We start from the raw sequence: 26,844 nt of genomic DNA on the forward strand, positions 1-26,844 counted from the left end.
CTTATGCAAATTAACCTCATTGCAGATTATGGAAATGGCGACCCAGCTTTTGCTGAAGTTACCCAACGGCTATTGATGTCGTTACCAACAGCGCAAATTCACTGGGTTTCCGTACCACCATTCAGCACGCTAGCGACTGGTTTTTGGGTGGCTCAACTCGGACTGAATCCTGGTGCAGCAGAAAGGCTGATCTATCATAATTGCGCGCCGCGTCAGGATGATGCACAACCCAGAAAAGATAATGAAGGTGAGGGACTGACATACGTACTGTTACCTAACAATATCAAAGTTGTGGGAGTCAATGCAGGTTATACTCTGTCTTTCATCAAATCTGCTGCACAAGCGATCAAAATTGTCAAGGTATCTCGCGGTGGTTCTCAGTTTCGATCGCGAGACGTATTTCCTCAAGCAGCGGCAGCGATCGCCTCTGACGACTTGAGTTTATTAGGCGACGAGTTAGATCCGCAGCAGATTCCCGACCCACCAAGCGATCGCGTGGCGTGGATCGATGGCTACGGTAACATTAAAACTACCATTCCCGCCGATAGCGTCAACCTAGAGCCAGAAACTAAGGTAACGATTCGAGTAGGGGATACGGTCAGCGATGCCGTGTATTCGGATGGTAGCTTCCGCGTTCCAGAAGGGACGCTGGCTTTTGCGCCAGGGAGTTCTGGCTGGCAAGAGACGAATGGGAAGGAAATTCGTTGGATGGAATTATTTCTGCGTGGAGGCAATGCCTGGGAGAGATTCGGCAGACCTCGGATCGATCGCGTTGTTAGTTATAGCAGGTAATGGGTAGTTGGTAGTTGGTAGTTGGTCATGTTGTTGTAGGGGCGGGTTTATCGACGATCTCTACCGCTAGATGAAGATCTTGACAAACCCGCCCTCAATGGATTTGTGATTGATGAAAAACCTCTTATTTGTGCCGAATGCGATCGTAAATTTCTAGATATTCCGTGCCTGGATGGTTCCAAGAGTAATCGTATGCCATGCCTTGTAGGGCAAGCTGGCGAAACTCTTGAGGATAGTTGTACCACAAGCCGATCGCCCGATCCATTGCCGATTCCAAAGCGCTGTAATCAGTTTGATAGAATACGTAACCATTGCGTTCTTCTGGTGGTTTGTTGGGGTCGTAGTCGCGATCGAACACCGTATTGACCAGCCCGCCAACTCCGCGCACGATCGGTACAGTACCGTATTTCATCCCAATTGTCTGCGTCAACCCGCAAGGTTCGTAATTACTAGGGACGAGAATCATATCAGCTCCAGCATAGATGAGATGAGATAATTCTTCGTTAAAACCGAGTTCTAAATGGCAGTCGGGGTTATCGTTTAAAAAGTTTTTCTCATGGCGGAAATGAGCGTTGATTCCTGGTTCTGTTGCCGAACCTAGTAAGACGAACTGCGCTTCTCTCTGGAGAGCATAATAGATCGCGTGATGGACGAGGTGAACCCCTTTTTGATTATCTAATCGACCAATATAGGCAATAACAGGTTTTTGCGGTTCATCGCGTAGTAAAAGCCGTTCCCGTAAAGCTTTTTTGTTATAGACTTTTTGCTCAAAGTCGTCCGGAGTGTAATTGAAAGGTATGTATCGATCTACTTCTGGATTCCAGAAATCGTAATCGATCCCGTTGAGAATGCCGCTGAATTTATCTTGATGCAGGTCTAAAGTATGACCTAAACCACTGCCAACTTCTGTATAGTGAGCTTCCCAAGCATGGTTGGGCGAGACAGTCGTGACGGCGTTAGAGTAAACAATCCCCCCTTTCATCAGGTTAATGGCAAAGGGATTGAAGTTATCTTTTAGCTTGTCATATTGGAAGTAATACTCTGCCCGATTGAGTTCTGTTGCTTGTAATACTTCGGTTCCAGCAATCCCCTGGTGTTTGAAGTTGTGGATTGTATAACAAACTCGTTGATTGCCCATACCGTGATACTTGTAGATTTCATACAGCATCACGGGTATTAGCCCTGTTTGCCAGTCGTGACAGTGAATCACATCGGGGCGCTTATTGCTCTGGAGCAGAAATTCTAAAGCGGCTTTGCTGAAAAAAGCAAATCGCATATTGTCATCATCGCAACCGTAATAGCAACCGCGATTGAAGAAATTATCTTGAGAATGAGGTTCGATAAAGAAACAGACTCTTCCGTGTACCCAGCCGCAATAGACAGAACAGTGAATTCTGCCGCCATACCAAGGAACCCACAAGTCGCGGTAGGCATCGTGCAGTCCCCATATGTGGTCGTAGCGCATACAATCATATTTGGGCAGGATCAGCTCGACACAGTTTCCCCGAATCTCTAATTCCCGACTCAGCCCGTAGACGACATCGCCTAAGCCGCCTGCTTTGATAACAGGAGCGCATTCAGAGGCAATTTGCACGACGTACATGTTTAACTTTCTCCTCGCTTAATGGCTTAATAAAAGTTCATTTTTATATTTCATCCATTATATGAAAAATGTACTCATTGACAATAGCTTGCGTAAGTGATAGGTACTGATGTTTTAGTAGTGGTGAATGTTACAGGATTTGGGAGAGTTGACAGTAAATGCTCCGCTACACTGCGTGAAGACGGCTGACAGTTAACGGCTAACAATTGACGGTCAATCCCACATTCCATACATGATGGCTTGCATTGAACGAGCAATTAATAAAAATGTACTTTGTCGTCATATATTTATGTCGTTAGATAGAAGACAGCTTTCTACTATTTTATAGAGTGAAATTTTGTGAAAATGTTTGAATCGAATTAACAATTACTGATTTACTAATAGTCAGGAAAATATAGAATAAGCTAGGCTGAAACTGAGCCACAATTAGTATTCTTGCACGCTCGAATGCGATCGCCTGCCTCCATTTATTGATATTAAAAGTTAAACGAGAGAAAAAATGTGGCAGATGTGACGCAAAATTGGTAAAAAAATCTCCAAAGTGTTGGTAAGGAAGTATGGGAATTAAGTTATGAAGCTGATTTACAACAAAGAAAAACCAACCGCAATTGAAAAAGCTGAAATTGAAAATACCTTAATTGAGATGTGCGATCCTCAGACGAGGGCTTTGTTACGTCTGGCTGTAGATTTTAACGTTTGGTCTTGCGAACAATCTAACCGCCCCAAGCTGATGGTACATTGCAAAAGCCGCGAGGTGACGGCAGCGATCGGTTCCAGGCAAGAGATCCTCAAAAATCTACTTCAGCGCATCCTCGGTTGTGAGGTGACAATGGAAATCTACTACAACATTCCTGAAGGACTCGTGTACTTCGACACCGAAGGCGCAGTTGCACCCGCGAAATGGTATCTTTGCAATCGCAAAGATTGCGGTTCGATGAAAATTCCTTTACCCGATTGTTGACGGCTGACGGTCACTGGTCACTGGTCACTGGTCACTGATAACTGGTCGCTGATAACTGGTCACTGATAACTGGTCGCTGATAAGATCGCATCCATATACTACAAACTGGTTCGCAATACTCATGTCTTCCTTCAAGACGCAGTTAGTTGGGCTAAAAGCAGATTCTTTTCGTCATCCTTTAGACTTAGAAGCTACTAAAGCACTGAAACAAATTCCTGGTGTCGATTTGCTGGTGCGAAATTTATTGGGACAATTGGCAGAACAATTTTTCTATATCGAAAATATTGCCTCAAGTATTTTGGTGAGCGATCGCCAATTACCTCAATATCATCAACTGTTAATAGAAGCGTGTCAGGTTTTGGATCTGGAACCGCCGCAACTATATGTCAGACAGCATCCAGTCCCCAATGCTTACACGTTTGCCATGCGGGGCAAACAGCCATTTATTGTCATGCACACTTCGCTGATCGATCTGCTGACACCAGAGGAAGTGCAAGCGGTAATTGCTCACGAACTGGGTCATCTCAAGTGCGACCACGGTGTCTATTTAACACTAGTGAATTTAATCGTCCTCGCAGCCGGACAACTACCGAATGTGGGTCAGTTACTCGTCCAAACCCTACAGGCGCAACTATTAGAATGGGTACGCTGTGCTGAGTTTACCTGCGATCGCGCTGCCTTGCTAGCGACTCAAGACCCCAAAGTCGTGATGTCTATATTGATGAAACTCGCTGGCGGTTCTCCCGTTCTGGCTTCCCAGCTCAATCTCGATGCTTTTATCGAGCAAGCGCGTGCCTACGACAATATTAGCAATACCGAAATTGGCGAAATGCTCAAATCAGCGCACTCCTCTCAACTCACCCATCCCGTGCCAGTCTTACGCGCCAGAGAGATCGATCGCTGGGCATCTAGTCGCGAATATCAAAACTTGTTAGAAAATACAAAAATAGATTACAATGGTAAAGCTGAAAAAAAGGGCGGGTGGCGAAACTGGTAGACGCACTTGACTCAAAATCAAGCGGGCTTAAACCCATAGGAGTTCGATTCTCCTCCTGCCCATCAGCACAATACCAGGAAAGCTGCAAAGGAGCAGAGTATGCGACTCAAACGATGGGAGTCGCCCCGTCGCGAAGGTAGAAACGACAAAGGTAGAGGCGGTGCGGCAAGAGCCAGACAATTGAAGAAACAGGCGCAGATGATGCGTCAAAAGCTAAAAGAAGGCGATAAAGCCGGAAATAATCAAAATAACCGCAAGAAAGAGGGGAAGGACAAGAAAAATCCTTCTCCTCTTTTTTTATTAAAAATGTAGGGGCGCACAGTCGTGCGCCCCTACATTCAAATGAAATAAATACCGCGATCGCTATTGCATTCTCCCCAATTCAGGAAGCTTGCGCCCGTTTAATTCGTATTCCGATTCAGCCACACTATCGCTGGCAAAATGGTTGTTATATAAAGCACAACGAGGCAGGACGCGCAAGACTTCTTGCACGGTAGTCAACCCAGCCATTACCTTCTCTACCGCTGCCTTACGGAAAGACGCATAGTTAATCTCTCGCAAGTAACGCTGTAACTGGGTCATCGTACCTTCGTAGATAATATCGCGGATGCGATCGTCTACGTCGATTAATTCGACAACTGCTTCTCGTCCCAAAAATCCCGAATTGAAACACATCGAGCAACCTCGACCTTTACGCCACGTATCAGTACGCATTTGCTCTCGTCCCAATCCCAGCACTTTCAAATCTGATTCTGTAGGGTTATAAGGTTCGCTGCAATGAGGACAAACGCGACGTACCAAGCGCTGAGCCACAACTCCTAACAACGCATCGCTTAACAAACCAGGATCTATACCTAAATCCTTCAGACGCGGAATTGCTCCGAGTGCATCATTCGTGTGGAGAGTGGTAAATACCAAGTGTCCGGTTAGCGCCGCTCTAACTGCGGTTTCTGCCGTTTCGCTATCGCGGACTTCACCCACCATGATAATGTCTGGATCTTGACGCAAAATTGCCCGCATCCCTGCGGCAAATGTCATTCCTGCTGCTTCGTGGACTTGAGTTTGAGTAATTCCTGGCAGTACGTACTCAACCGGATCTTCTACCGTGACGACGTTAACGTGTTCTTTAGCAACATTCTGCAAACTCGTATACAGCGTACTAGTTTTACCGCTCCCCGTGGGACCCGTTAGAATAATCATGCCTTGAGGTTGTTCTAACCAAGCTTTGTAGGCGTTCATCGTTTCTGGAACAAAGCCCAGGTTACCCAAGTGAGTAAAGGGATTTTCTCGGGGCAAGAGGCGGATAACTGCTTTTTCGCCATTGACGCAGGGCAAGGTACTGACGCGCATATCCATGTTGAGTTCTGCTTCATCGCCTGAAGCATACTTTTCCTCAATCCTGCCATCTTGAGGGCGACGGTGTTCGGCAATGTCCATGTTGCACATCACCTTCAATGCCATCACGACGCGGCGGCTCATGGTTATTGGTAAGGTGGTAATGTCACGTAGCACGCCATCAATTCGGTAACGCACTCTCAAGCCGTCTACCATTGGCTCTAAGTGGATGTCGCTAGCTCGGTTGCGTAATGCTCCAGAGATAATCGTTTTGATCCGCTCGATTTGATCGCCAGCTTTGCTCAGATAAATTTCTGTCGTTTCGCTGATGTCTTCTTGCTCAAGTTGTCCCGTGATCGGGTTAACTATGGGCATAGAGCTAATCCGATTGGGATTGAGGCTTTGAGAGTGAAACCAAGTGCGGTAGCTCTTATCAGCAATTGGGACGACTTCGATTTGGCTACCCGTGCGCTGTTGTAGTTGGGCTAGTGTTTCTTTCGAGAGGGGTACGGGCGAACCGAGATAGTAACATCCACGCCACAATAGCAAGGGAATCGCTGGGGGCAAAGAAGACTTATCGGGAAAGTGGCGCAAAAATCTGCTACTAACTTCCTTATCTAGTAGTGTTTGGTTGACAATTCCTTCATTATCTACTAGAAGGGCGATCGCTTCTTCACAGCTCAGTTCGTTTCTTTTGAGCCGTTGCCAAGCGGAGGTAATGTTTGGGGAAGCTTGCATGATTCCTCTGTAAAAGATTTGTGTAGCAACATTGACAGATATTGCACGCCAAACACTTCAAGCAAAACTAGAGATTGCCCAATTTGCCGACGCTAGGGGATGTTCTCGAATTAATTTACTAACATAATTTAATGAACTTATAAAAATTCCTTCACAAACTTATCTTCACTTTCATTCAATCTTCAAGCGGACTTTTACTGTAACTTCATTTTATTTTTTATACCAACTGCTCGTTACTTCCGTAAATGTACAGTTATATTCTAGAAAAATCTCGTCCAAATATGAGTTTGATTATAACGTTTTTTGACTTGCTGAAGTCACATTTTTTACATCAATTTTAAGCATATACGTATGAGAAAATATTACCGCTAAATCCGATCGCGTAATTTAGTTGTTGGTTGTTGGTTAACTGATAACTGGTCACTGATAACTGATAACTGATAACCCAGACCAGCGATCGCGCAACAGTCCGGCAAGGGATTTTAAACCCCATTGCTCGCAACGGCGATGTCCGACTGCGATCGCGCTAATTCCTGTTTCCTTCAAAGCTTCAATAGCTGGCTGGCGCATTTGTCCGGTTACATACAGATGAGCGCCGCGTGTTGCAGCTTCCCTAACTAGTTCATCGTTCATTCCTCCTACAACTGCTATACGTGAAACTTCGATTGCTTTACCTAAATGTACTTCCTCTCGTCCGCCAAAAATTTCGGTAATGCAATGTAAATATTCCGCGATCTTTTGCTGGGGTATGTTGCCGATCGCCCCAATCGCTCGCCCTTGTTTTTCTCCCAGTACCTCCAAGTCTGACATAGATAATACATCCGCTAGACGGGAATTAAACCCCAATGTCATGCACTCGTCAAAAGCCAAGTGATAGGATAAGACCCCAATATCTGGCAATAATTCCGCTTGGAAATTCCAAGGACGATGGAGAAACAGAGCATCCAATTTTTGTTGCTCCACCCATTGGGGTAAATTTTCCCACGGCTCCAAAGCTAGTCCTATTCTACTAATTGGGCGCGTTGATGGGATGTAAACACCACCCCTTTCAGAAGTAGAATAGCGCTCGATCGCGAAAAAGCGATCGAGAAATTGAGCTAAATCGTTTAAGTAAGGCATGGAGATCGGTTAACAGTTGACGGTTGACAGTTGACGGTTAACTGTTAACTGTCAACCGTCAACCAACAACCCTTTACCACCCTCCCTTAAACAGCTGTTAATTCTTGAGGTTGAGATTCGGCTGGCATTTCTGCGGGAACGCCATCTTGGACTAGAGAACGTGGTTTGTCTTTGCCTTGAAGCATATTGCTGGTAAATGCGATCAGAGCGTTGACTTTACGGGTGCGCCACTCATCTACAAGTTGTTGCACTTGGGTTGCAGGCATTCGCCGCATCATGGCTTCATAGAGGTAGTTGGCGTGACCAGTTTCATCTTGAGCTACACTCAGAAGGCTCTTTTTCAGGTTACGGCTAGTTGGTTCGTCTTCAGGTAATACATTTGCCATGCGGACGAAATCTTTGCTAGCATCCAACTCTAAAATGTAGGTGCTAGCTAAAAATACATTCCACTCCATATTTTCCGGCTTGAGCTGCTCTGGGGAGTAGTCTTTGAAGAAAGCATCAAAAAAGGGACTGCGCTGCTGCTCCTTCGGTTTTTCATCTGGCGTTTTTTCGCGCTCCCGCTTGAAATCGATGACCTGTTTATTCAGTTGTTTCAAAGCATGGGCGAAAATTTGACCGTGCCTAGTTTCATCAGCTGCGTGTTTCGCCAGTTTCTCAGCCAACCACTCATCGCCTTCTGCTTTGGCACGTTGACTCAATTTTGTCAAGAAGGGAACCGAGCCTGATTCTGCTAATTGGAAGCCAGCGAGAGTATTGGGACGTGTGAGGGGATCGCGGATTTGTCGAGCAGTATAGTACGCGATCGCACCCGAACCTACTACATGGAGAATGTAAGTTAAAAAGTTCATGCCTGCTGCATCTGGAAGATTTCTCTGTTTTATCCTAGTACATTTGTTAGGGAGCAGGGAGCAGGGAGCAGGGAGCAGGCAGGGAGCAGGGAGCAGTTAATTCTCTACTTACGGCTTACGACTTTATAGTGGTTCTTTTTTGTCGGTAGCGATGATGTGTAAATCGACGTTTTTTAGTAGGCGGACTAATTTTTGAGTTAGGGAGCCTTTCAATAAGATTTTCCAACGAGATCTTTGACTTTCTCCAATGACGATTTGGGTGACATGATACTTACAGGCTACCTCTGCGATCGCTTTGGCAATGTCATGATTCTTGACGCGAATAAATGTACCGCCAAATTCTTGACACAACTTTTCACAAGTCTCGACGTGTAGGCTTTCTTCCCTGGTGAGGAATTTATCTGGATCTTCCACGAATGCTGCATATAGTGGTGCATTCATGTAGCCAGCAATTCTCGCGCCTCGGCGTAAGAGCTGAACGGAATTAGGATAAGTAGAGACGCAGACTAAAACCCGTTCGTGAATGTTACAATACTGTCCGTCTAGGTCACTTCCGTTGTTACGGGCGTTCAGTTCTAAAGCATCTTCTTCGACATTATCGGCGACTTCTCTTAGTGCTAGTTCGCGCAAAGCGATCAGATTGCGGCGTTGGAAAAAGTTTTGCAAGCATTGGTCGATTTTGTGAGAAGCGTAAATTTTACCTTCTAACAATCTTTCTTCCAAAGTTTCTGGCGTGACATCGACTACCACCACCTCATCTGCTTCGTCTAGTAGGCGATCGGGTACGCGCTCTCGTACTACAATTCCAGTAATTCGCGCTACCAGATCGTTGAGACTTTCGAGGTGTTGAATATTGACGGTAGAGTAGACATCAATTCCCGCTCTTAAAATATCTTCGACATCCTGATAGCGTTTTTCATGGATCGAATCAGGGACATTTGTATGAGCGAGTTCGTCTACTAATACTAACTGAGGCGATCGCTTGATAATTGCCTCGGTATCCATTTCTGTTAATGTCATACCACTACGCTGAATTTGTTGGCGTGGTACGATTTCTAAACCTTCAGCTTTCTGAGCGGTTTCTTTCCTTCCGTGGGTTTCTAGCAATCCAATAACAACATCAATTCCTTCTCGCTTTAAAGCATGACCTTCATCTAGCATCCGATAGGTCTTTCCTACCCCAGGAGCCATACCTATAAAAATTTTATGCTTACCTTTTTTTGTCATTTGTCATTTGTCATTTATCAGTGGTGAGGAGTTAGTATTTGATAACTTTTGACTTTTGACTTTTAGCTTTTGACTTTTGATTTACGACTTCCCCTTTGTGATTTCTAAAATATCTAATTCTTGATTTAGCTTTAGTACGTTAACTCCAGGTTCACCAAATATTCCTAAAAATCTACCTTGAGTGTGTTTATTTACCAAAGGTACAATTTCATCAGTTGAAAAATTCCGTGCTTTGGCAACTCGTACTAACTGTGCTGCTACAGAGTCTAGTGTAATATGAGGGTCTAAGCCAGAACCAGAGGTATAAACCAGATCGCCACTGGGTTGAATACCGTTCTCTTGCAACTGCTTGGCTTGGGTTTCAATTCGTTTGAGTAATTCTGGATTGCTAGGAGCTAAATTACTCGCACCAGATATTCCTGTAGGTGCAGCTTCTTTGTCAGTACTATATTCAACCGTACTAGGACGACTTTGGAAATACTTTTCAGAGGTAAACGGTTGACCGATTAAAACCGAACCTACAGGTTGATTTTCTAAATTTACTACGAGACTACCATTAGCTTGACTTTGTAAAAATGGTAATTGTCCAACTAATAAAATTAAACCAGGATAAATAACTGCCGTTAATATCCACAGTACCAGAGTCAGACGAATTCCTTTGATAATTTCTCGAAATACGGACATTAGTATCGCTCCGGTCGAAATACGACATCAAATAAATAAACTACTAGTCCCAATGTTACGAAACCTAATATTCCTAGTGCGTATGCTTGGGTTCGTTGCCACGTTCCATCTGTTGCTGCATATACTATTGGAGCGAGGATGACGTTAAGAGATAGAACTAGGAAAATTACGAGGGGTAGTTTGTGGCGGAATGAAAGATTAGTAGTTGATAGTTGGTAGTTGGTAGTTGGTAGTTGGTTCAATTTTGTCTGTCGTTTCATTTATTTTGACTCCTCTATATCTTCATTTGTGTTCATCTACGTTCAAATTATCTAAATATCTCGCAGGGCGGGTTTGTGTGGATATTGGGTGAGAGTCAAATATGGTAGGTAAACCCGCCCCTACAGGCGATCGCCATCTGCGTTCAAAATCATCATGCCAAACCTATCCCTGACACCAACACATCAATTAACTTAATTGCAATAAACGGTGCAATTACTCCACCTAAACCATAAATTAGAATATTTCGTTGTAGCAATTGATTTGCCGATAGTGGTCTAAATTTCACTCCCTTCAAAGCCAGAGGAATTAGAGCCGGAATAATCAAAGCATTATAAATTAACGCCGATAATATAGCTGAATTTGTGCTAGTTAAACCCATGATATTTAAACTTTGTAAATTAGCTGAAGCAAAAATGACGGGGATAATTGCAAAATACTTAGCGATATCATTGGCAATAGAAAAAGTTGTCAGCGCCCCACGGGTAATTAATAGCTGCTTACCAATCGTTACGATATCTATTAGTTTTGTCGGATCGGAATCTAGATCGACCATATTCGCTGCTTCTTTCGCCGCCTGAGTTCCCGAATTCATGGCTACACCCACGTTAGCCTGTGCTAAAGCTGGTGCGTCGTTTGTCCCGTCTCCTGTCATAGCAACAATTTTGCCCTGCGCCTGTTCCCGTTGAATCACTTCGATTTTATCTTCGGGTGTGGCTTCGGCAATAAAGTCATCTACCCCAGCTTCTTGAGCAATTACACTAGCAGTAATCCGGTTATCTCCAGTTAACATCACCGTGCGTACACCCATGCGCCGCAACTGATCGAAGCGATCGCGTATGCCCGGTTTAACGATATCTTTAAGGTAAATTACGCCATAAATATCGCCATTAAGTGCAACTGCTAAGGGCGTACCACCTAATTGAGAAATGCGTTCGTATGCTGTATCGAGTTCGGGGGTTTCGCGTCCGTTGCGCGATCGCACGAACCCTTTAATCGCGCCTACCGCACCCTTACGCACCTCACTCCCATCGGGTAAATTCGTCCCACTCATGCGAGTTTTAGCAGAAAATTCAATTCCTTCAGCCTTATTGCGATCGAAGTCTACTGTTGCTCCCAATTTTTCCGCTAGGCGGACGATTGATTTTCCTTCCGGTGTATTGTCAAACACGCTGGCTGCTAAAGCTACCCGCGCAATGTCATGTACCGTATGACCGTTGACAGGCACGAATTCCTCTGCCAAGCGGTTGCCTAGCGTGATCGTCCCTGTTTTGTCTAAAACGAGAGTGTTGACATCGCCGCAGGCTTCTACGGCGCGTCCAGAGGTAGCTATGACGTTAAATTGTGCCACCCGATCCATACCTGCAATCCCGATCGCGCTCAATAAACCGCCGATGGTAGTTGGGATGAGTGCGACTAACAAGGCAATCAAAATTGCGATACTGACGGGACTATTTACATAACTAGCAATTGTTGGTAATGTCGCTACAACAAACAGAAACACCAATGTTAAAACTGCTAATAACACCGTTAAAGCAATTTCGTTGGGAGTTTTAGCGCGTTCCGCCCCTTCTACCAGGGAAATCATGCGATCGATAAAACCTTTGCCAGGATCGGCGGTAATGCGGATACTCAGTTCGTCGGAGAGAATGCGCGTCCCACCCGTGACGGAACTAGCCACATCCGAACCTGGTTCTTTTAATACGGGTGCGGATTCCCCCGTAATTGCCGATTCATCTACAGAAGCTACACCCGCTAACACTTCGCCATCAGCAGGAATGATATCACCTGCAACTACCTTTACCAGATCGCCGCGATGCAGTTGGGTGGATGAAATTTCTTGAATCGAGCCATCGGGTAAAAGTTTTTTGGCAATTGTATCTGATTTCGTCGATCGCAAAGCATCGGCTTGCGCCTTACCTCGTCCTTCTGCCACGGCTTCGGCAAAGTTCGCAAAAACAATGGTGAAGAATAAAATTACGGCGATTAATCCGTTAAAAAATCGTAGGTTTTCTCCTTGAACTGGTCCAAATAAATTAGGATCGAATGTCATTAAGACGGTGATAATTGTTCCTACGTAAACCACAAACATGACGGGATTTTTTAACATCACTCGTGGCTTAAGCTTGACAAAAGATTCCTTAATTGCTCTTTTGTAAAGTCCTTTTGTGTCTACTTTCGGTGTATGCTTGCGATCGCCGCGTGGTCCTTGGGGTCTGGGACGTGGGGGTTTTGTAGAGGTTGCTTCCATATAAAAGTGTTGCGTGGTGCGTGGTAGGGGCGCACAGCCGTGCGTCCGCGTTAATTGCCAGATACTAGTTGAAATCCTTCTGCAATTGGTCCCAAAGCTAGGATGGGGAAGAATGTGAGTACGCCAAGGATGAGAATTACGCCAGCCGTAACGCCTGTAAATAGCAGCGTGTCAGTTCTCAAAGTACCAGTTGTTTCTGGAACTGGCTGTTTGCGTGCCATGCTATCGGCTAATAGCAACAAGGCAATAATTGGTAAGTATCGTCCAGCTAATAAGCTGAAACAAGCGGTTAAATTCCACCATAAAGTAGCATCTCCTAATCCTTCAAAGCCAGAACCATTGTTAGCGGCAGCTGAGGTATATTCGTAGACAACTTGAGAAATTCCGTGAAACCCAGGGTTGCTAATTCCTGCTAAGGTATCAGGAAAGGCAAGGGTAATCGCACTGGGAATTAAAATCGCGATCGGGTGGACGAGTAAAATAACGCTAGCAAGAACGATTTCCCGTTTTTCAATTTTGCGTCCCAAAAATTCTGGGGTTCTCCCTACCATTAAACCCGTGAGAAACACGGTCAAAATTAGGTAAACGAACAAATAAGCCGTTCCCGTTCCCTGTCCGCCCCAAACCATTTGAACGAACATATTAAATAGGGTGGAAAATCCCCCATTGGGCATAAGAGAATCGTGCATTCCATTGACTGCACCGCACATCGTTCCTGTTGTTAAGACTGCCCACAATGCGGTTTCTGCCCAACCAAATCTGATTTCTTTGCCTTCTAAATTGGGCTGGTCGCCAATTAAATTATTTACGAGAGGGTTGCCTTGATATTCACCTACTCCTGTCACGACAACTAGCGTGACAAAAATGATAAATACCATCCAAAACAGCAACCACCCCTGCTTTTTATTATTAGCAAAGATACCGTAGGTGATGATTAATGCGGCTGGAACGCAAACCATCGCAATCATTTCTACCAAATTTGTAAACGCATTTGGGTTTTCAAAGGGATGGGCGGAGTTGATGCCAAAAAAGCCGCCGCCATTTTCTCCCAGTTCTTTAATAATTTCAAAATGGGCAACTGGACCTCTGGCAATAACTTGAGTTGCGCCCTCTAAAGTAGTAACTGTTGCTGGTTCTGCTAGGGTTTCTGGTACACCTGCAATTAATAATGCGATCGCCCCTACGATCGAAATTGGCAGTAAGATTCGGGTAATCGATCGCACTAAATCCACATAAAAATTACCTAGAGGTCTACCCGTCAAACCGCGAATAAAGGCTATTCCTACAGATAACCCCGTGGCGGCTGAGGTAAACATCAAAAATCCTAAAGCTAGCATTTGACTGGCATAACTAAAGGTTGTTTCACCAGAATAATGCTGTTGATTGGTGTTTGTGACAAATGAGATAGTGGTGTGTAGGGCTAAATCCCAACTGGATGCTGGTAAATTCGTTGGATTTAAGGGCAATCTTTCCTGAAACATTAATATGAAATAAACAAAAATGCCCATCACAATATTGCTGTAAAGTATTGCTTGGGCGTATTGCCATCCGGTCATATCACCTTTGGTACGGATGCCTCCTAAAGTATATATAATCCGTTCTATTGGCTTTGCCACCGGATCGAGAAGCGTTCTCTTTTCTAAGAAAACAGAGGCGATGTAGCTACCAAAGAAAGGAGTGATGGCTACCAAAATAATGAGTGTTATTGCAATTTGAAAAAATCCTTGCCACATATATATTTAAAATTGATATGTTTGATAGCAAAGTAGGTTTTGTTCACCTTATGCTTGAGATTCTGCTGACTTTATCCTGTAGAGTAAGCTCACCACCTGCTAATATCAATGGTTTTTTCTGTTCCAAACTATAACAACATAATTATTTGAGCAGTCTGCTAAATATTTATGACTTGTAATAACTTAGCTGATGTTACTTAAATTTTACAATTGAGTTTAGATATAAGTTTTATCTTGCTACTGTTTATACAATGACAAGAAAAAGAGCAGCGATCGCATAGAGTAGACTATATATATAATTTATTCTCTTGTTATATCTGTCGGTATAGTTAGAACTAAACACTGACTAAACACTCCCTCCAGTAGAGACAAACAGTAAGATATATCGGAGATTGCCTAGATTTTTTCGTTAAAGATGACAAAATAATAATTAAAGAATCGAACGAGGATAAGACCATCGCACTTCACAAAAACTTTAGCTGGAGTTCGCTGTGGCAAGTTATTAGCCTATTTGCAGTAGTGCTGATACTAGAGTTCGTGACTCCTGTAGATTATGTCTTTGGCTATCTTTACACGGGACCAATCCTAATTTCAGCTTCCCGCTTGGGTAGAAAAGCAACATTTTACACTACTCTTGCTGCTGTAGGATTGACAATTTTAAATTTATGGCTGCCTGGGGATAAGATTGCAGAACCTTCAACGGTAGCTAGTCGCATCATTGCCGCGATCGCTCTGATTGTGACAGGAATCTTGGGCGATCGCAACCGTCAATACGAAATTGCGATCGCTCAACAACAAGTTCAGTTACAATCTCAACAGGAATTGGCTAGAGTCAGAGAAGATTTTGCCTCGACGCTTACCCACGACTTAAAAACTCCGTTACTCGGTGCGATTGAAACTCTCAAAGCTTGGGAACAAGGAAAATTTGGCACGGTTACGCCTACCCATCACAAGATTTTAGAAAAAATAATCCGTTCGCATCAGTCTAGATTACAACTGGTGGAAACCTTGCTAGACGTTTATCGCAACGACACGGAAGGATTGCAATTACAACTAGCGCCTGTGGATTTAGTCACAATCGCGCAAGCAGCGATCGCCTCCTTGACAGATCTCGCTGCTTCGCGTCAAATTTATATCAATTTGGGATATGGCGACTCAGATTTTCGCCGCGCCATGCGAGTAAATGGTGACGCGCTGCAATTAGCACGGGTGTTTACCAATCTCCTCACCAACGGAATTAATCATTCGCGTCGCGGTGGTAAGGTAGAAGTGGTATTTGAATCCCAGACGGGATATTGCCTTGTCAAAGTTTTGGATAACGGTTTGGGAATTACCAGCGAACAACTACCCCATTTATTTGAACGATTTTATCAGGGACATAGCGATCGTCAAGCGAAAGGTTCGGGTTTGGGACTCTACCTAACACGGCAAATTATTTCCGCGCGTGGCGGTACAATTTGGGCAGAGAATCGTTTGCCTCAAGGTGCGCTGTTCTGTTTTCGCTTACCCGCTTTGTCAGTTTATACATAAGAATGTCTCCTTCCTTACGGTTACTCCTGGTTGAAGATGACGAACTCTTTCGCCTTGGTTTAGAAGTCAAATTGCAACAAGAATCGGATATCGAAATCGTTGCTGAAGCGGAGGATGGAGAAACAGCCGTAGAAATGGTACAGCGTCACGCCCTCGATGTGGTATTACTCGATGTAGGATTACCTGGAATTGGCGGTGTAGAGGCGTGTCGGCAAATTAAACAGCAAAATCCTCAGCTACCAGTTTTAGTTTTAACTTCTCATTCTCAAAAGTCTTTGATTGCGCGGTTGATTGCCGCAGGAGCAGCGGGTTATTGTTTGAAAGGGATTGCTGCCGAGACTTTGATTTTAGCAATTCGTTCGGTGGCTGCTGGTGCTTCTTGGTGGGATCGCACGGCAACCACAGAAATTCGCACTACATTCGAGCATAACCCAGATACGGGTGAGGCGATCGCAACTCCAGCCGAATCGACTTTACCGCTAACACAACGAGAACGAGAGATTTTAGCTTTGATTGCGGCGGGTAAGTCTAACCAAGAAATTGCTTCTACCCTATACATTACCCCAGGTACGGTGAGGGTACACGTCCATACCATTATCCAGAAATTAGGAGTACGCGATAACTTCGTTAAGCTTCGCTAACGAACCCAGGCGGCGGTGTTGGCAATTTAGAATAAATGGATTGCAGGTGGGTAAGGGCGGGTTTACCAGCAATCTCTGCTGCTTATCTAGATCTCGGTGAACCCGCCCTTACATTTTCCAAGCCACGACTAAATCGCTAAATTTCATAAAGATATTCAAACAATTTTCTCCCCTTTGTGCAAGTGCAGCTAAGCTATTCGGAGATTCAAACCGACCAAGAGCTGTATAGCGAGGATGTCAAATATGACCTATACGATCGCCACTGCTAATATGAAAGGGGGTGTCGGCAAAACGACTCTCAGCGTCAACTTAGCCACGGCGCTAGCAAAAGAGCATGGTAAGCGAGTATTGATTTTTGACTTAGATACCCAAATTAGCGCCACTCTCAGCTTAATGGCTCCCACAGAGTTTGCTAACTATAGAAAAAGAAAGCGTACCCTCAAGAATTTTATTAATCAAATTATTCAGCCGAATCCACCAGCTAAAATTCCGATTCAAGATGCAATTCATCGTTCTGTCTGTAACATCAATAACCTGGATTTGTTACCAGGAGATATTGAGTTATATGACGAATATATGGTGGCAGAAATGCTACATGAAAAAGCTTTTGAAGTCGATCGCTTGGACTTTGAAGTTGTCTGGAATCGGTTTGAGAGAACTTTGCTCAGACAGATTTTGCAGCCAATTATGTCTGACTACGATTGCATTATTTTTGATTGCGCTCCTGGCTACAATCTCATGACTCGTAGCGCCCTTGCTGCCAGCGATTTCTATATTTTACCAGCTAAGCCAGAACCTCTATCAATTGTAGGAATTCAGTTATTAGAAAGACGCATTGCCGAATTAAAAAAAAGCCATGAAGCCGAGGCTGTCATGGGAATTCAACTCATTGGTATTGTGTTTACAATGGCTGGCAATCTATTTACAGGTAGATACCAAAGACAAGTCGTACAGCGAATTAATCAAGATTTTACCCCTGATAAAATCTTTAATACTCAAATTCCAATGGATGTCAATGTTGCTAAAGCAGTTGATAGTTTCATGCCCGTAGTTTTGAGCAATCCTCACTCTGCTGGAGCCAAAGCTTTTAGTCAGCTAACTCAGGAGTTCGTTCAGAAGTTAAACGTAGCTCAAGAGCGAAAAACTCAGCCGATGAATCCTAGTTTTGCTACTGTTTAAAATAGTCAGGTGCGTTATTAACGCACCCTCCGACTATCCTTTAGAAATTTTCCCTTCAAGAATAACTCTATTTGCGATCGCAATTAATGTTTCTGCAACCTCATCGCGACTCATTAAGTTAACCAAACCAATAATTGAACCAGATAAACAACTATTATCAATAACCACATTTAAGCCTGAGTGTTCGCCAATCAACCGTTGTACTAACTCAGCTTTATCTTCTAGTGGCAAACTCTCTGCAAGAGGCAGAACTTCATCTAATGTACGTTTAATGTTACCGTTTGAAGCCACAACGCACCTTTTGTTTTCTAAGTGAAAATTGAATATGAGATCATCCTAGAATGAGGTTGATTTTTATTTAACCGCAAATTCACTGGTTTATTCTGCACTTGTGCAGCTGTCTCCGCATTCTTACTTAGACATGACTAGGTATTTATTGGTATATTCTCAGGTGATGGGATGCGATCGCCTATTTTAAAAGGTATATCGGTAAGGTTACTGAATTGCTGAGATGAAACACGTAACCTGTAGTAGGGGCGCACAGCTGTGCGCCTCTACAAGTATCATGCTGTATAGAATATTTACGTTCTCATCCCCAATGTCAAACGATCCTTATGCTTGGATAGAACAATCTCTAGCAACCATCCACAAAGCCAATTGGTATCGCGTCGTACAGACAATTGACAGCCGCCCTGGTGCTACAATCCAGATGGAAGGGCGATCGCTACTCAATTTTGCTAGTAACGACTACTTAGGGTTAGCAGGGGACGAACGCCTAATTCAAGCCGCTATAACGGCTACGCAGATATACGGTGCGGGAAGTACGGGTTCTCGTTTACTTAGCGGACATCGAGAATTGCATCGAGAATTGGAACGAGCGATCGCAATCTTAAAACAAACTGACGATGCTTTGGTTTTCAGTTCTGGATATTTGGCAAATTTAGGCACAATTGCGGCTTTAGTTGACAAACGAGATCTAATTCTTTCAGACCAATACAATCATTCTTGCTTAAAAAATGGAGCGCTTCTCAGTGGTGCAACAATTATTGAGTATCCCCACGGCGATATTTTGTTTTTAAAAACCCAATTAGAACAACGCGATCGCTACCGTCGTTGTTTAATTATGACTGATAGCGTCTTTAGTATGGATGGGGATTTATGTCCTTTACCAGAACTAATAGATCTAGCAGCGCAATTTAACTGTATGCTATTAATTGATGAGGCTCACGCTACTGGAGTTTTTGGTGAGACTGGGGCTGGTTGTGTCGAACATTTTAATCTTACTGGTAGCCCGTTAATTCAAGTCGGAACTTTGAGTAAAGCTTTAGGAAGTTTAGGCGGTTATGTCGCAGGTTCAGCCGCTTTAATTGACTTTTTACGCAACCGTGCGGCTAGTTGGATTTATACTACAGCTCTTTCTCCTGCTGATACTGCGGCTGCGATCGCGGCAATTTCTATTGTACGGGAAGAACCAGACCGCAGACAGAAACTCTGGCAAAATATTAATTATTTAAAACAGTTACTTACTCAAGAATTACCCCAATTAAAATTATTACCTTCTGAGTCGCCAATTCTGTGTTTGCAATTAGCAGATGCAGCGACGGCTTTAAAATTTGGTTCGGATTTGAAAGAGTTGGGAATTTTTGCCCCAGCAATTCGTCCCCCCACCGTACCGACAAGTAGGATTAGATTTTCCATAATGGCGACTCATGAGTTAAGTCAGATTGAGCAATTAGTAGAAATTTTGTGTCAGCTTAATTCTCAGGTGCATTTCAAGATATAGTTTTGTGTCGCGCATCAGCCGTAGGCGAAGCGTTCACGAAGTGTAGCGCAGCGTTAGCGTTAGACGCAGAGGCGCCAAGAAGAAGACTTTAACTTATAGATCCTTCGCCATAAAAATACTGTTTGGATCTTCTTTATATGTGGCAAAAGGCGCACAGTTCTTAAAGCCGTATTTCTCATATAAATTGCGTGCTGGCTGAAAAAAAGGCATTGAACCAGTTTCTAAACTTATACGCCGATAACCTCGTAGCTTTGCTTCGTTCAAGATATGCTGAAGTAGCATTGATGCAATACCTTTCCCTCTATATGCAGTAGCCGTACGCATCGACTTAATTTCAGCATGGCTTGCGTCTAATTCTTTCATCGCACCACAGCCGATTAACCTACTATCATCCCACACCGTCCAAAATGTAATTTCTGGTTTTCTTAACCCTGCTAAATCTAAAGCATGTTTACTTTCAGGAGGCGAAACGGACTTCATTTCTCTGATATGATCTTTCAAAAACTCAGCAATTTCAGAGCCAGAAAGATCGTCAATCTTTATTTCCATTTATATTTCCATTTGTCTCCTTTTCTGCTGCTGTCGCGTTCGATAAGCGTATGATGGACTATTACGAATATCTGCTTCTGCACTTGCGATCGCGCGATCGAGTAACTCATTCAACTCGTCAAACTGACGACAAACTTCCTTCAACTTCTCAACAGATCGCCTTCTAGTTTCTGGATCGGGTATTCTAGGTTGGTTACTCATAGCAAATTCCAGTTCCTTTTGACATCCATAATACTTGCTGCTGCTGAATCAACATAGGCTTGTGTCTGCTCTATCGATTGCTCCAGTAAATTTAGCGTAGCAGAACTAGCTACTGGTTGAGCCTCTGCTACTCTCAACAAAAGAGTGTAGAGTCGAGTGTAAGCAGATGTCGATCTCTCCCTAATACTTTGGAGTTCTTCTAGTTCTGGTCTTGTTTCCCACTTCTCCAAACCGCTCAAAGATGGCTGCATCTGTAGCTGTAGCTTCATTGATGCGTTCTAGCAGTCGTCGTTGCAAGCTAAAGATAGTTGAAAATGTTTCATCAGGTAACTTTGCCATTTCGTTCGCCGTTGCATTTTTGAATCATATGGCATATTACCTTTAAGAGAGACTGCATAAACTGACTGACTCGATGGTAAACATTCCCCAACTACTAGCTCAAGAACTGACTCTCAAACCCTTCCAGGTGCAAAGCGCACTCGAACTGATGGCAGAGGGTGCAACAATTCCATTTATCGCTCGTTACCGCAAAGAACGCACGGGGGAGATGAACGAAACCCAATTGCGGGAACTAGCTGACAGACACGCATATCTCACAGAACTAGAAGAAAGAAAAGCAGCAATTTTAAGCGCGATCGCCTCTCAAGGTAAACTGACAGAGGAACTACGGGCAAAAATAACCGCCTGTTTGCAGAAAACTGAATTAGAAGATTTATACCTCCCCTATCGCCCCAAACGCCGCACCCGCGCTACGGCGGCGCGAGAAAAGGGATTGGAACCACTTGCCGATTGGATTAAATCTCTCAATGTCAAAAACGCCCCCATCGTACCTTTAGAAACAGAAGCAGCGAAATATATTTCTGAGGAAACAGGAGTTAAGTCAAACGAGGAAGCGCTTAAAGGTGCGGCTGATATCTTAGCGGAAGAAATTGCCGAAAAAGCAGAGTTACGCGCCTATATTCGCGAATATCTCCTCAACGAAGGGTTATTTGTCTCGCGAGTCAAGGACGATTACCCCGAAGGTACGACAAAATTTGAAATGTACCGCAACTATCAAATTCGAGTTGAAGATATCGCACCGCACAATCTACTCGCGCTATATCGCGGTGAAGCCGAAGGAATATTGAATTTCGATCTCAGTTTTGATGAAGGGGTGGTACTGTCCTATCTAGAATCGCAGGAAATTCGCACGAAGAACCCCAGTTTGAGGAAATTTTACCACGATTTACTCAAAGATGGATGGACGCGATTAATGAAAGAGTCATTAATTAGTGCCGTCCGTGCTGAGAAGAAAAGCTTTGCCGATGTTGAATCAATTAAAACTTTTGAAGCAAATTTACGCGATTTATTGTTATCCAGTCCCGCCGGAATGCGCCCGACACTAGCGATCGATCCTGGGTTTCGGACGGGGTGCAAGGTAGCCGTGCTATCGCAAACAGGGCAGTTTTTGGCATATCAAGCAATTTTTCCCCACCAATCAGCAGCAGCGCGATCGCAAGCAGCACAAACTGTGAAGCAATTGTTGGAAAAACATCAAATTGAGTTAATTGCGATCGGTAACGGTACGGCAGGACGAGAAACGGATGAATTTATTTCAGAAGTTTTGCAAACGGTAGAACGCAAACCAATTAAAGTGATGGTGAACGAATCGGGTGCATCGATTTATTCCGCCAGTCAAGTCGCGATCGCGGAATTTCCCGATCTCGATGTTACCGTGCGCGGGGCGATTAGTATTGGACGACGCTTGCAAGATCCGCTAGCAGAATTAGTCAAAATCGATCCCAAATCAATTGGTGTGGGACAATATCAACATGACGTAGACCAAAAGCTTTTGAAGCAAAAGCTAGAGGAAATTGTAGAAAGTTGCGTCAACTACGTTGGTGTAGATCTCAATACTGCTTCGCAAGAATTGTTAGGCTACGTCTCTGGAATTACACCAACAATTGCCAACAATATTGTCGCCTATCGGGATACCAACGGTGTATTTAAAAACCGCCGCCAATTACTGAAAGTAGCAAAATTAGGACCGAAAGCTTTCGAGCAAGCTGCCGGATTTCTGCGAATTCGAGGTGGAGAAAACCCTTTAGATAATACCGCAGTGCATCCTGAGAGTTATAAAATTGTAGAGGCGATCGCTAAAGATTTAAACGTATCTCTAACTCAGATTTCTCAAGTTGCATCTAAGCTCAAAGGAACGAATCTGAAAAAATACGTTACCGAAACTGTAGGCGAACCAACATTAAGAGACATGATCGGCGAATTAGAAAAGCCAGGGAGAGATCCCAGAGCTGAATTTAAATATGCTACATTTCGAGAGGATATTAAAGAAATTTCCGATCTCAAATCGGGAATGGAATTAGAAGGAATTGTGACTAACGTAGCCAACTTTGGCGCATTTGTAGATATTGGCGTACACCAAGATGGTTTAGTTCATATTTCTCAACTAGCCGATCGCTTTGTGGACGATCCGAAAAAGATTGTTAAGGTTGGGCAAATTGTGAAAGTGCGCGTATTAGAAATTGACGTGCAAAGAAAACGAATTGGGTTGTCAATGAAGTTAAATAAATAAAACGTAGGGCAAGTTTACCAAGACACTGCGATTAGCCTAAAGATTGTTGGTAAACCATCCCTACGATGACACGTTCAAACCAATAAAATTAAATTTAAATTATCCGTCCGCATTAATTTGACTAATGATTTCCCTCAATGTTTCATCCACTGCTTCATGCGCGACCTGACAAGTTCCAGCGTTAGCATGACCACCACCACCATACTTTAACATCAACTCGCCAATATTAACTTGAGAACTGCGATCGAAAATCGATTTGCCAACTGCGAAAACTGTATTTTGTTGCTTCAAACCCCACATCACATGAATTGAGACAGTACACTCAGGATACAAAGCGTAAATCATAAACCGATTTCCCGCGTAAATTATCTCTTCTTGCCTTAGATCTAATACAACTGTCTTATCGCGAACGATCGCACACTTTTTAATTTGTGCTTTAAACTTAGCCTCGTGTTCGCGATAAATATCGACCCTTTCTTTCACGTCAGGAAGATTTAAAATCTCGTCAATCGTGCTACTTTTGCAAGCATCGATCGAATTCATCATCAGCTCGTAATTAGAAATTCTAAAATCTCTAAACCTGCCTAACCCCGTTCTCGCATCCATCAAAAAATTCAGCAGGACCCAGCCTTGAGGTTGTAAAACTTCCTCTAGGGTAAACTGAGCCGAGTCCGCTCGGTCAACTGCTGTCATCATCTCTTGGGAAATATGAGGAAATTTTTCCGCTCCACCAAAATAATCGTAAACAACTCTGGCAGCAGATGGAGCGTTAGGATCGATGATATGAGTAGAGGAGCGATCGCGATTTCTCAGCGTTTCGCTAAAATGATGGTCGAAGGCTAAATATGCACCTTCAACATAAGGTAAATTTGTAGTAATATCATGATTAGTAATTTCAATTTTGCCATCTTGCATATCTTTCGGATGGACGAACTTAATCTCATCGATTAAATTCAAACTTTTTAGTAAAACAGCACATACGAGACCGTCAAAATCGCTTCTCGTAACTAACCGATACTGTTGGGTTTTTAGTAACATAGTAATCTTGACCTCTTGAGTAAGCGTTCAAATCGATTTGCATAGACAGTACACCTCTTGGTTTCTAGCTATGCTCGATCTAGTTTTCCCAGGAATTTGCTTAAATAAACAAATAAGAAGGGAATCGGGAGTCGGGAGTCGGGGGAAGAATTCAAAACTCACGCATTCAAAATTCAAAATTATCTAGCCACCAGTCACTAGTCACTAGCCACTCTTTACTGATAACTGACGAGAGAAAATTCTTGAACACACTCTACTTACTAGAGCAAATTTCAGCCGCAGAACGCCTACAGATAGGAGAAAAGGCATTCCATCTCGGTCGGATTGCGATAAACGGTTATCCAGTAGTACCTAGTTGTGTCGTTCCCGCTCAAACTCTATGGAAATTTCTCACGCAGTTAAATTCGTCCGATCCATTAATTGCCGATCTGCCAGAATCTTCATTGAGAATAAATGTTGATGATAGTCATCAACTCCAGAAAGTTGCCCAACGCCTACAGCAAGAAATTCTTGCCGCACCCTTACCAGAAGAGTACTGGCGATCGCTGCTAGAAGCGACGCAATCGTGGCAAGCATCGGCATTAATTTTTCGCCCTTCTTTAATCCTGAAAACTGCGGCAATCCAAAATCTCAATTTCTCTGGACTGCTAGAAGCTCAAATATGTTGTCCAGAACCGGAAGCGATCGCCCTAGCTTTGAAGCAAACCTGGAGCCAGTTATTTCGCGCCAGAAGTCTTTTATATTGGCAGCGCCACGGGATTGAATGGCGAGACATTCATCTCGCAGTCTTGGTACAACCCCTACAAAATGCGATCGCCTCGGGAATTTTAACGTGTAACCCTTCTGAGATTGAGATTAGCGCCACTTGGGGTTTAGGTATAGCGATCGCCCGTGGGGAAGTTTCACCCGATCTCCACTTCGTTTCCACCGCAACGAATCAAGTGCGATCGCGGCAGTTGGGTAATAAAATCTTGGCTTATGGAGTCGGCAATATTCCCTTCATTCCAGATTTAACTCTTTGTACGACTTCTCTTTTACCCTCATCTGTCACTCCTTGCTTGCAAACATACTTGTTGAGCGAAGCACAACAGCAGCAGTATTCTCTCAGCGATGAGTTTCTCCAACAACTGATTCAACTCACGCAACAACTAAAAACAGATTTGGGCGCAACATTCTATTTAGAGTGGACGTTGGCTCAAACAGCAATCGACGCAGAACCGCAACTCTACTTGACCCACGCGAATACCTATAGAGTTCGGGGAATAGAAGCCAGCAGCCAGCAGCTAAAAGAGAATTCCGAATTGCGATCGCGCAGTATAGCGTCACTATCTATTCCCAACCCCGAATTCATGCCAGGAATTGCAGCAGCAAGGGGAGAGGTCATTGCTCCAGCATACGCGATCGCAAAAAGCGAACCGCGACCTGTAACTATACCAGCAGGATCGATTTTAGTCGCTCCAGCGATCGCCCCAGACTGGCTACCCCTATTGCAACAAGCAGCGGGAATTGTTACCGAGCAAGGAGGATTGACTTCTCACAGCGCTATCCTTGCTAGAGAATTAGGTATTCCGGCTGTTGTGAGTGTTGCGCGCGCCACAGCATTAATCCAAACAGGAGAATTATTGGAATTGAATGGCGATCGCGGTGAAGTGTGGAGAAGAGGAGACAAGGGGGACAAGGGGGACAAGGGAGAAGTCAAAAGTCAAAATTCAAAATTCAAAATTTCCCGACTCCCGACTCCCGACTCCCAACTCCCGACTATAGCCACTCAACTCATGCTCAACTTGAGTCAGCCGAGCGTAATTGCGCAGGTCAAGGATTTACCCGCTGATGGCGTGGGGTTGTTGCGATCGGAACTAATGATGCTGAACGTGTTAGAGGGACAGCACCCGAGAGTGTGGCTGCAACAGGGACGACAGGCTGAATTATTAGATTTATGGCACTCACAAATTCGTCAATTTGTCAATGCTTTTGCTCCCAGACCCGTATTCTATCGCTCTTTAGATTGGCGATCGCCAGAATTTCAATCTTTGAACCTGGATGGGCTAGATGCTTCTGCTGGTAACAGCCGTAATTCCATCCTGGGACAGCGCGGTACGTTGAGTTACCTTAAAGATCCGCAAGTTTTTGACTTAGAACTAGCTGCTTTAGCCGCCGTGCAGCAGTCTGGTCAAACAAATCTTCACCTCATGTTACCGTTTGTCCGCAGTGTCGAAGAGTTTAGTTTCTGCCGTCAGCGCGTCGAGCAAGCAGGACTAACTCATGTTCCTCAATTTCAATTATGGATCGTGGCAGAAGTGCCTTCAGTGCTATTTCTGCTACCTCAATACGTTAAAGCAGGAGTTCAAGGAGTCTCCATTGGTACGAACGACTTGACTCAGTTGTTGCTGGGAGTAGACCGCGATCGCGGTGAGTTAGCCGCTAATTTAAACGAACGCCACCCAGCAGTCCTGCAAGCGATCGCCCAAATTATCCAAATGGCGCAGCAAGCCAATATTCCTTGCTCGATCTGCGGTCAGGCTCCCGTCCTTTATCCAGAAATTATCGACTCTTTGATCCAATCGGGCATTACCTCTATTTCCGTCGAACCGAATGCCGTCGAACAGACTTATAGAGCGATCGCCCGTGCCGAGCAAAGATTGCTCCTGGCTGCTGCGCGGAAGATAATATAACGGGGATAAAGAGGATAAGGGGGACAAGGAAGACTTGGGAGACAAGGAAGACATGGAAGCGGGCAAGAATGTTAGATCTATTCTCTCTGCTTCTAGCTCTTGACTTCTTTCCCTAGCCACTAGCCACCAGCCA

The 26,844-nt window shown here is 44.1% G+C and carries 24 protein-coding genes and 1 tRNA gene; 11 read left to right on the forward strand and 14 right to left on the reverse strand.

Annotation, left to right across the window (positions count from 1 at the left end; genetic code table 11):
* Window positions 1-3: 3 nt before the first annotated feature.
* Entirely contained in the window at window positions 4-792 is a 789-nt protein-coding gene (locus QH73_RS10065; RefSeq protein ID WP_039716538.1) for an SAM hydrolase/SAM-dependent halogenase family protein, read from the forward strand.
* A gap of 124 nt (window positions 793-916) precedes the next feature.
* On the opposite strand, the gene glgA is transcribed toward QH73_RS10065, so the two are convergent.
* Complete coding sequence (gene glgA / locus QH73_RS10070; protein WP_039716537.1) at window positions 917-2,395, reverse strand: glycogen synthase GlgA; 1,479 nt, start codon at window positions 2,393-2,395, stop codon at window positions 917-919.
* 571 nt (window positions 2,396-2,966) lie between these two features.
* On the opposite strand from glgA, the gene QH73_RS10075 reads away from it, so the two are divergent.
* From QH73_RS10075 to QH73_RS10090, 4 genes are all read left to right on the forward strand, one after another.
* Window positions 2,967-3,356: a hypothetical protein gene (locus QH73_RS10075; RefSeq protein ID WP_039716536.1), complete on the forward strand. Its 390-nt coding sequence runs from the start codon at window positions 2,967-2,969 to the stop codon at window positions 3,354-3,356.
* A 121-nt stretch (window positions 3,357-3,477) separates the two neighbouring features.
* Window positions 3,478-4,353 (forward strand): M48 family metallopeptidase, encoded by an 876-nt coding sequence (locus tag QH73_RS10080; RefSeq protein WP_132866881.1) that lies wholly within the window; start codon window positions 3,478-3,480, stop codon window positions 4,351-4,353.
* Window positions 4,332-4,415 (forward strand) — tRNA-Leu (locus tag QH73_RS10085). Before QH73_RS10080 ends, QH73_RS10085 begins: the two co-directional genes overlap by 22 nt.
* Window positions 4,416-4,452: 37 nt before the next feature.
* Entirely contained in the window at window positions 4,453-4,665 is a 213-nt protein-coding gene (locus QH73_RS10090; protein ID WP_039717655.1) for a hypothetical protein, read from the forward strand.
* 51 nt (window positions 4,666-4,716) lie between these two features.
* On the opposite strand, the gene QH73_RS10095 is transcribed toward QH73_RS10090, so the two are convergent.
* The 8 genes from QH73_RS10095 to kdpA all read right to left on the reverse strand — a co-directional run bounded on the left by QH73_RS10095 (window position 4,717) and on the right by kdpA (window position 14,549).
* Window positions 4,717-6,426 (reverse strand): GspE/PulE family protein, encoded by a 1,710-nt coding sequence (locus QH73_RS10095; RefSeq protein ID WP_039716535.1) that lies wholly within the window; start codon window positions 6,424-6,426, stop codon window positions 4,717-4,719.
* A 420-nt stretch (window positions 6,427-6,846) separates the two neighbouring features.
* Complete coding sequence (locus tag QH73_RS10100) at window positions 6,847-7,545, reverse strand: Nif3-like dinuclear metal center hexameric protein (RefSeq protein ID WP_039716534.1); 699 nt, start codon at window positions 7,543-7,545, stop codon at window positions 6,847-6,849.
* Between the two features lie 86 nt (window positions 7,546-7,631).
* On the reverse strand, window positions 7,632-8,396 hold the full coding sequence (locus QH73_RS10105) for a ferritin family protein (RefSeq protein WP_039716533.1): 765 nt from the start codon (window positions 8,394-8,396) through the stop codon (window positions 7,632-7,634).
* A 123-nt stretch (window positions 8,397-8,519) separates the two neighbouring features.
* Window positions 8,520-9,623 (reverse strand): universal stress protein, encoded by a 1,104-nt coding sequence (locus tag QH73_RS10110; RefSeq protein WP_052290161.1) that lies wholly within the window; start codon window positions 9,621-9,623, stop codon window positions 8,520-8,522.
* Window positions 9,624-9,704: 81 nt separating this feature from the next.
* Window positions 9,705-10,307, reverse strand: coding sequence for a K(+)-transporting ATPase subunit C (gene kdpC, locus QH73_RS10115; RefSeq protein ID WP_039716531.1), 603 nt, complete (start codon window positions 10,305-10,307; stop codon window positions 9,705-9,707).
* Window positions 10,307-10,567, reverse strand: coding sequence for a potassium-transporting ATPase subunit F (locus QH73_RS10120; RefSeq protein WP_132866883.1), 261 nt, complete (start codon window positions 10,565-10,567; stop codon window positions 10,307-10,309). The genes kdpC and QH73_RS10120 overlap by 1 nt, the downstream gene beginning before the upstream one ends.
* Before the next feature lie 152 nt (window positions 10,568-10,719).
* Window positions 10,720-12,816, reverse strand: coding sequence for a potassium-transporting ATPase subunit KdpB (gene kdpB / locus QH73_RS10125; protein WP_039716530.1), 2,097 nt, complete (start codon window positions 12,814-12,816; stop codon window positions 10,720-10,722).
* 50 nt (window positions 12,817-12,866) lie between these two features.
* Entirely contained in the window at window positions 12,867-14,549 is a 1,683-nt protein-coding gene (gene kdpA / locus QH73_RS10130) for a potassium-transporting ATPase subunit KdpA (RefSeq protein ID WP_039716529.1), read from the reverse strand.
* A gap of 456 nt (window positions 14,550-15,005) precedes the next feature.
* Between kdpA and QH73_RS10135 the strand changes: the two genes are divergently transcribed.
* From QH73_RS10135 to QH73_RS10145, 3 genes are all read left to right on the forward strand, one after another.
* A complete protein-coding gene (locus tag QH73_RS10135; RefSeq protein ID WP_309476475.1) occupies window positions 15,006-16,079 on the forward strand; it encodes a sensor histidine kinase in 1,074 nt (357 codons plus the stop codon).
* A gap of 2 nt (window positions 16,080-16,081) precedes the next feature.
* Window positions 16,082-16,720: a response regulator transcription factor gene (locus QH73_RS10140; RefSeq protein ID WP_052290160.1), complete on the forward strand. Its 639-nt coding sequence runs from the start codon at window positions 16,082-16,084 to the stop codon at window positions 16,718-16,720.
* A 243-nt stretch (window positions 16,721-16,963) separates the two neighbouring features.
* Window positions 16,964-17,899 (forward strand): ParA family protein, encoded by a 936-nt coding sequence (locus QH73_RS10145; protein WP_039716527.1) that lies wholly within the window; start codon window positions 16,964-16,966, stop codon window positions 17,897-17,899.
* Window positions 17,900-17,932: 33 nt separating this feature from the next.
* On the opposite strand, the gene QH73_RS10150 is transcribed toward QH73_RS10145, so the two are convergent.
* On the reverse strand, window positions 17,933-18,190 hold the full coding sequence (locus QH73_RS10150) for a hypothetical protein (RefSeq protein ID WP_015155180.1): 258 nt from the start codon (window positions 18,188-18,190) through the stop codon (window positions 17,933-17,935).
* 307 nt (window positions 18,191-18,497) lie between these two features.
* Between QH73_RS10150 and bioF the strand changes: the two genes are divergently transcribed.
* Window positions 18,498-19,682 carry an 8-amino-7-oxononanoate synthase gene (gene bioF / locus QH73_RS10155; protein ID WP_039716525.1) on the forward strand — a complete coding sequence of 395 codons (1,185 nt, stop codon included), beginning with the start codon at window positions 18,498-18,500 and terminating at the stop codon, window positions 19,680-19,682.
* 93 nt (window positions 19,683-19,775) lie between these two features.
* Here bioF and QH73_RS10160 read toward each other — a convergent pair whose 3' ends face one another.
* From QH73_RS10160 to QH73_RS10170, 3 genes are read right to left on the reverse strand one after another with little or no spacing between them, the layout of a single operon-like run.
* Window positions 19,776-20,231 (reverse strand): GNAT family N-acetyltransferase, encoded by a 456-nt coding sequence (locus QH73_RS10160; protein WP_039716524.1) that lies wholly within the window; start codon window positions 20,229-20,231, stop codon window positions 19,776-19,778.
* Window positions 20,232-20,432 (reverse strand): hypothetical protein, encoded by a 201-nt coding sequence (locus QH73_RS10165; protein WP_039716523.1) that lies wholly within the window; start codon window positions 20,430-20,432, stop codon window positions 20,232-20,234.
* Window positions 20,429-20,701, reverse strand: a complete 273-nt coding sequence (locus QH73_RS10170) for a hypothetical protein (protein WP_201278068.1) — start codon at window positions 20,699-20,701, stop codon at window positions 20,429-20,431. The genes QH73_RS10165 and QH73_RS10170 overlap by 4 nt, the downstream gene beginning before the upstream one ends.
* A 143-nt stretch (window positions 20,702-20,844) precedes the next feature.
* Between QH73_RS10170 and QH73_RS10175 the strand changes: the two genes are divergently transcribed.
* The gene (locus tag QH73_RS10175; RefSeq protein WP_039716522.1) at window positions 20,845-23,001 is read left to right on the forward strand and encodes a Tex family protein; all 2,157 of its coding nucleotides are present in this window, start codon (window positions 20,845-20,847) and stop codon (window positions 22,999-23,001) included.
* 99 nt (window positions 23,002-23,100) lie between these two features.
* On the opposite strand, the gene QH73_RS10180 is transcribed toward QH73_RS10175, so the two are convergent.
* Complete coding sequence (locus QH73_RS10180) at window positions 23,101-24,039, reverse strand: DHH family phosphoesterase (RefSeq protein ID WP_039716521.1); 939 nt, start codon at window positions 24,037-24,039, stop codon at window positions 23,101-23,103.
* A 242-nt stretch (window positions 24,040-24,281) separates the two neighbouring features.
* Here QH73_RS10180 and QH73_RS10185 point away from each other — a divergent pair, with 242 nt between their 5' ends.
* On the forward strand, window positions 24,282-26,711 hold the full coding sequence (locus tag QH73_RS10185; protein ID WP_039716520.1) for a putative PEP-binding protein: 2,430 nt from the start codon (window positions 24,282-24,284) through the stop codon (window positions 26,709-26,711).
* The last annotated feature ends 133 nt before the right edge of the window (window positions 26,712-26,844 follow it).

Source organism: Scytonema millei VB511283 (genome assembly GCF_000817735.3).
Classification (GTDB): Bacteria; Cyanobacteriota; Cyanobacteriia; order Cyanobacteriales; family Chroococcidiopsidaceae; genus Chroococcidiopsis; species Chroococcidiopsis millei_B.

What these genes read in the sequence shown, in the direction of transcription:
- QH73_RS10065 (WP_039716538.1), top strand. Translation starts at nt 4, where the DNA reads ATGCAAATTAACCTCATTGCAGATTATGGAAATGGCGACCCAGCTTTT.
- glgA (WP_039716537.1), bottom strand. Translation starts at nt 2,395, where the DNA reads ATGTACGTCGTGCAAATTGCCTCTGAATGCGCTCCTGTTATCAAAGCA.
- QH73_RS10075 (WP_039716536.1), top strand. Translation starts at nt 2,967, where the DNA reads ATGAAGCTGATTTACAACAAAGAAAAACCAACCGCAATTGAAAAAGCT.
- QH73_RS10080 (WP_132866881.1), top strand. Translation starts at nt 3,478, where the DNA reads ATGTCTTCCTTCAAGACGCAGTTAGTTGGGCTAAAAGCAGATTCTTTT.
- QH73_RS10090 (WP_039717655.1), top strand. Translation starts at nt 4,453, where the DNA reads ATGCGACTCAAACGATGGGAGTCGCCCCGTCGCGAAGGTAGAAACGAC.
- QH73_RS10095 (WP_039716535.1), bottom strand. Translation starts at nt 6,426, where the DNA reads ATGCAAGCTTCCCCAAACATTACCTCCGCTTGGCAACGGCTCAAAAGA.
- QH73_RS10100 (WP_039716534.1), bottom strand. Translation starts at nt 7,545, where the DNA reads ATGCCTTACTTAAACGATTTAGCTCAATTTCTCGATCGCTTTTTCGCG.
- QH73_RS10105 (WP_039716533.1), bottom strand. Translation starts at nt 8,396, where the DNA reads ATGAACTTTTTAACTTACATTCTCCATGTAGTAGGTTCGGGTGCGATC.
- QH73_RS10110 (WP_052290161.1), bottom strand. Translation starts at nt 9,623, where the DNA reads ATGACAAAAAAAGGTAAGCATAAAATTTTTATAGGTATGGCTCCTGGG.
- kdpC (WP_039716531.1), bottom strand. Translation starts at nt 10,307, where the DNA reads ATGTCCGTATTTCGAGAAATTATCAAAGGAATTCGTCTGACTCTGGTA.
- QH73_RS10120 (WP_132866883.1), bottom strand. Translation starts at nt 10,567, where the DNA reads ATGAAACGACAGACAAAATTGAACCAACTACCAACTACCAACTACCAA.
- kdpB (WP_039716530.1), bottom strand. Translation starts at nt 12,816, where the DNA reads ATGGAAGCAACCTCTACAAAACCCCCACGTCCCAGACCCCAAGGACCA.
- kdpA (WP_039716529.1), bottom strand. Translation starts at nt 14,549, where the DNA reads ATGTGGCAAGGATTTTTTCAAATTGCAATAACACTCATTATTTTGGTA.
- QH73_RS10140 (WP_052290160.1), top strand. Translation starts at nt 16,082, where the DNA reads ATGTCTCCTTCCTTACGGTTACTCCTGGTTGAAGATGACGAACTCTTT.
- QH73_RS10145 (WP_039716527.1), top strand. Translation starts at nt 16,964, where the DNA reads ATGACCTATACGATCGCCACTGCTAATATGAAAGGGGGTGTCGGCAAA.
- bioF (WP_039716525.1), top strand. Translation starts at nt 18,498, where the DNA reads ATGTCAAACGATCCTTATGCTTGGATAGAACAATCTCTAGCAACCATC.
- QH73_RS10160 (WP_039716524.1), bottom strand. Translation starts at nt 20,231, where the DNA reads ATGGAAATAAAGATTGACGATCTTTCTGGCTCTGAAATTGCTGAGTTT.
- QH73_RS10165 (WP_039716523.1), bottom strand. Translation starts at nt 20,432, where the DNA reads ATGAGTAACCAACCTAGAATACCCGATCCAGAAACTAGAAGGCGATCT.
- QH73_RS10170 (WP_201278068.1), bottom strand. Translation starts at nt 20,701, where the DNA reads ATGAAGCTACAGCTACAGATGCAGCCATCTTTGAGCGGTTTGGAGAAG.
- QH73_RS10175 (WP_039716522.1), top strand. Translation starts at nt 20,845, where the DNA reads ATGGTAAACATTCCCCAACTACTAGCTCAAGAACTGACTCTCAAACCC.
- QH73_RS10180 (WP_039716521.1), bottom strand. Translation starts at nt 24,039, where the DNA reads ATGTTACTAAAAACCCAACAGTATCGGTTAGTTACGAGAAGCGATTTT.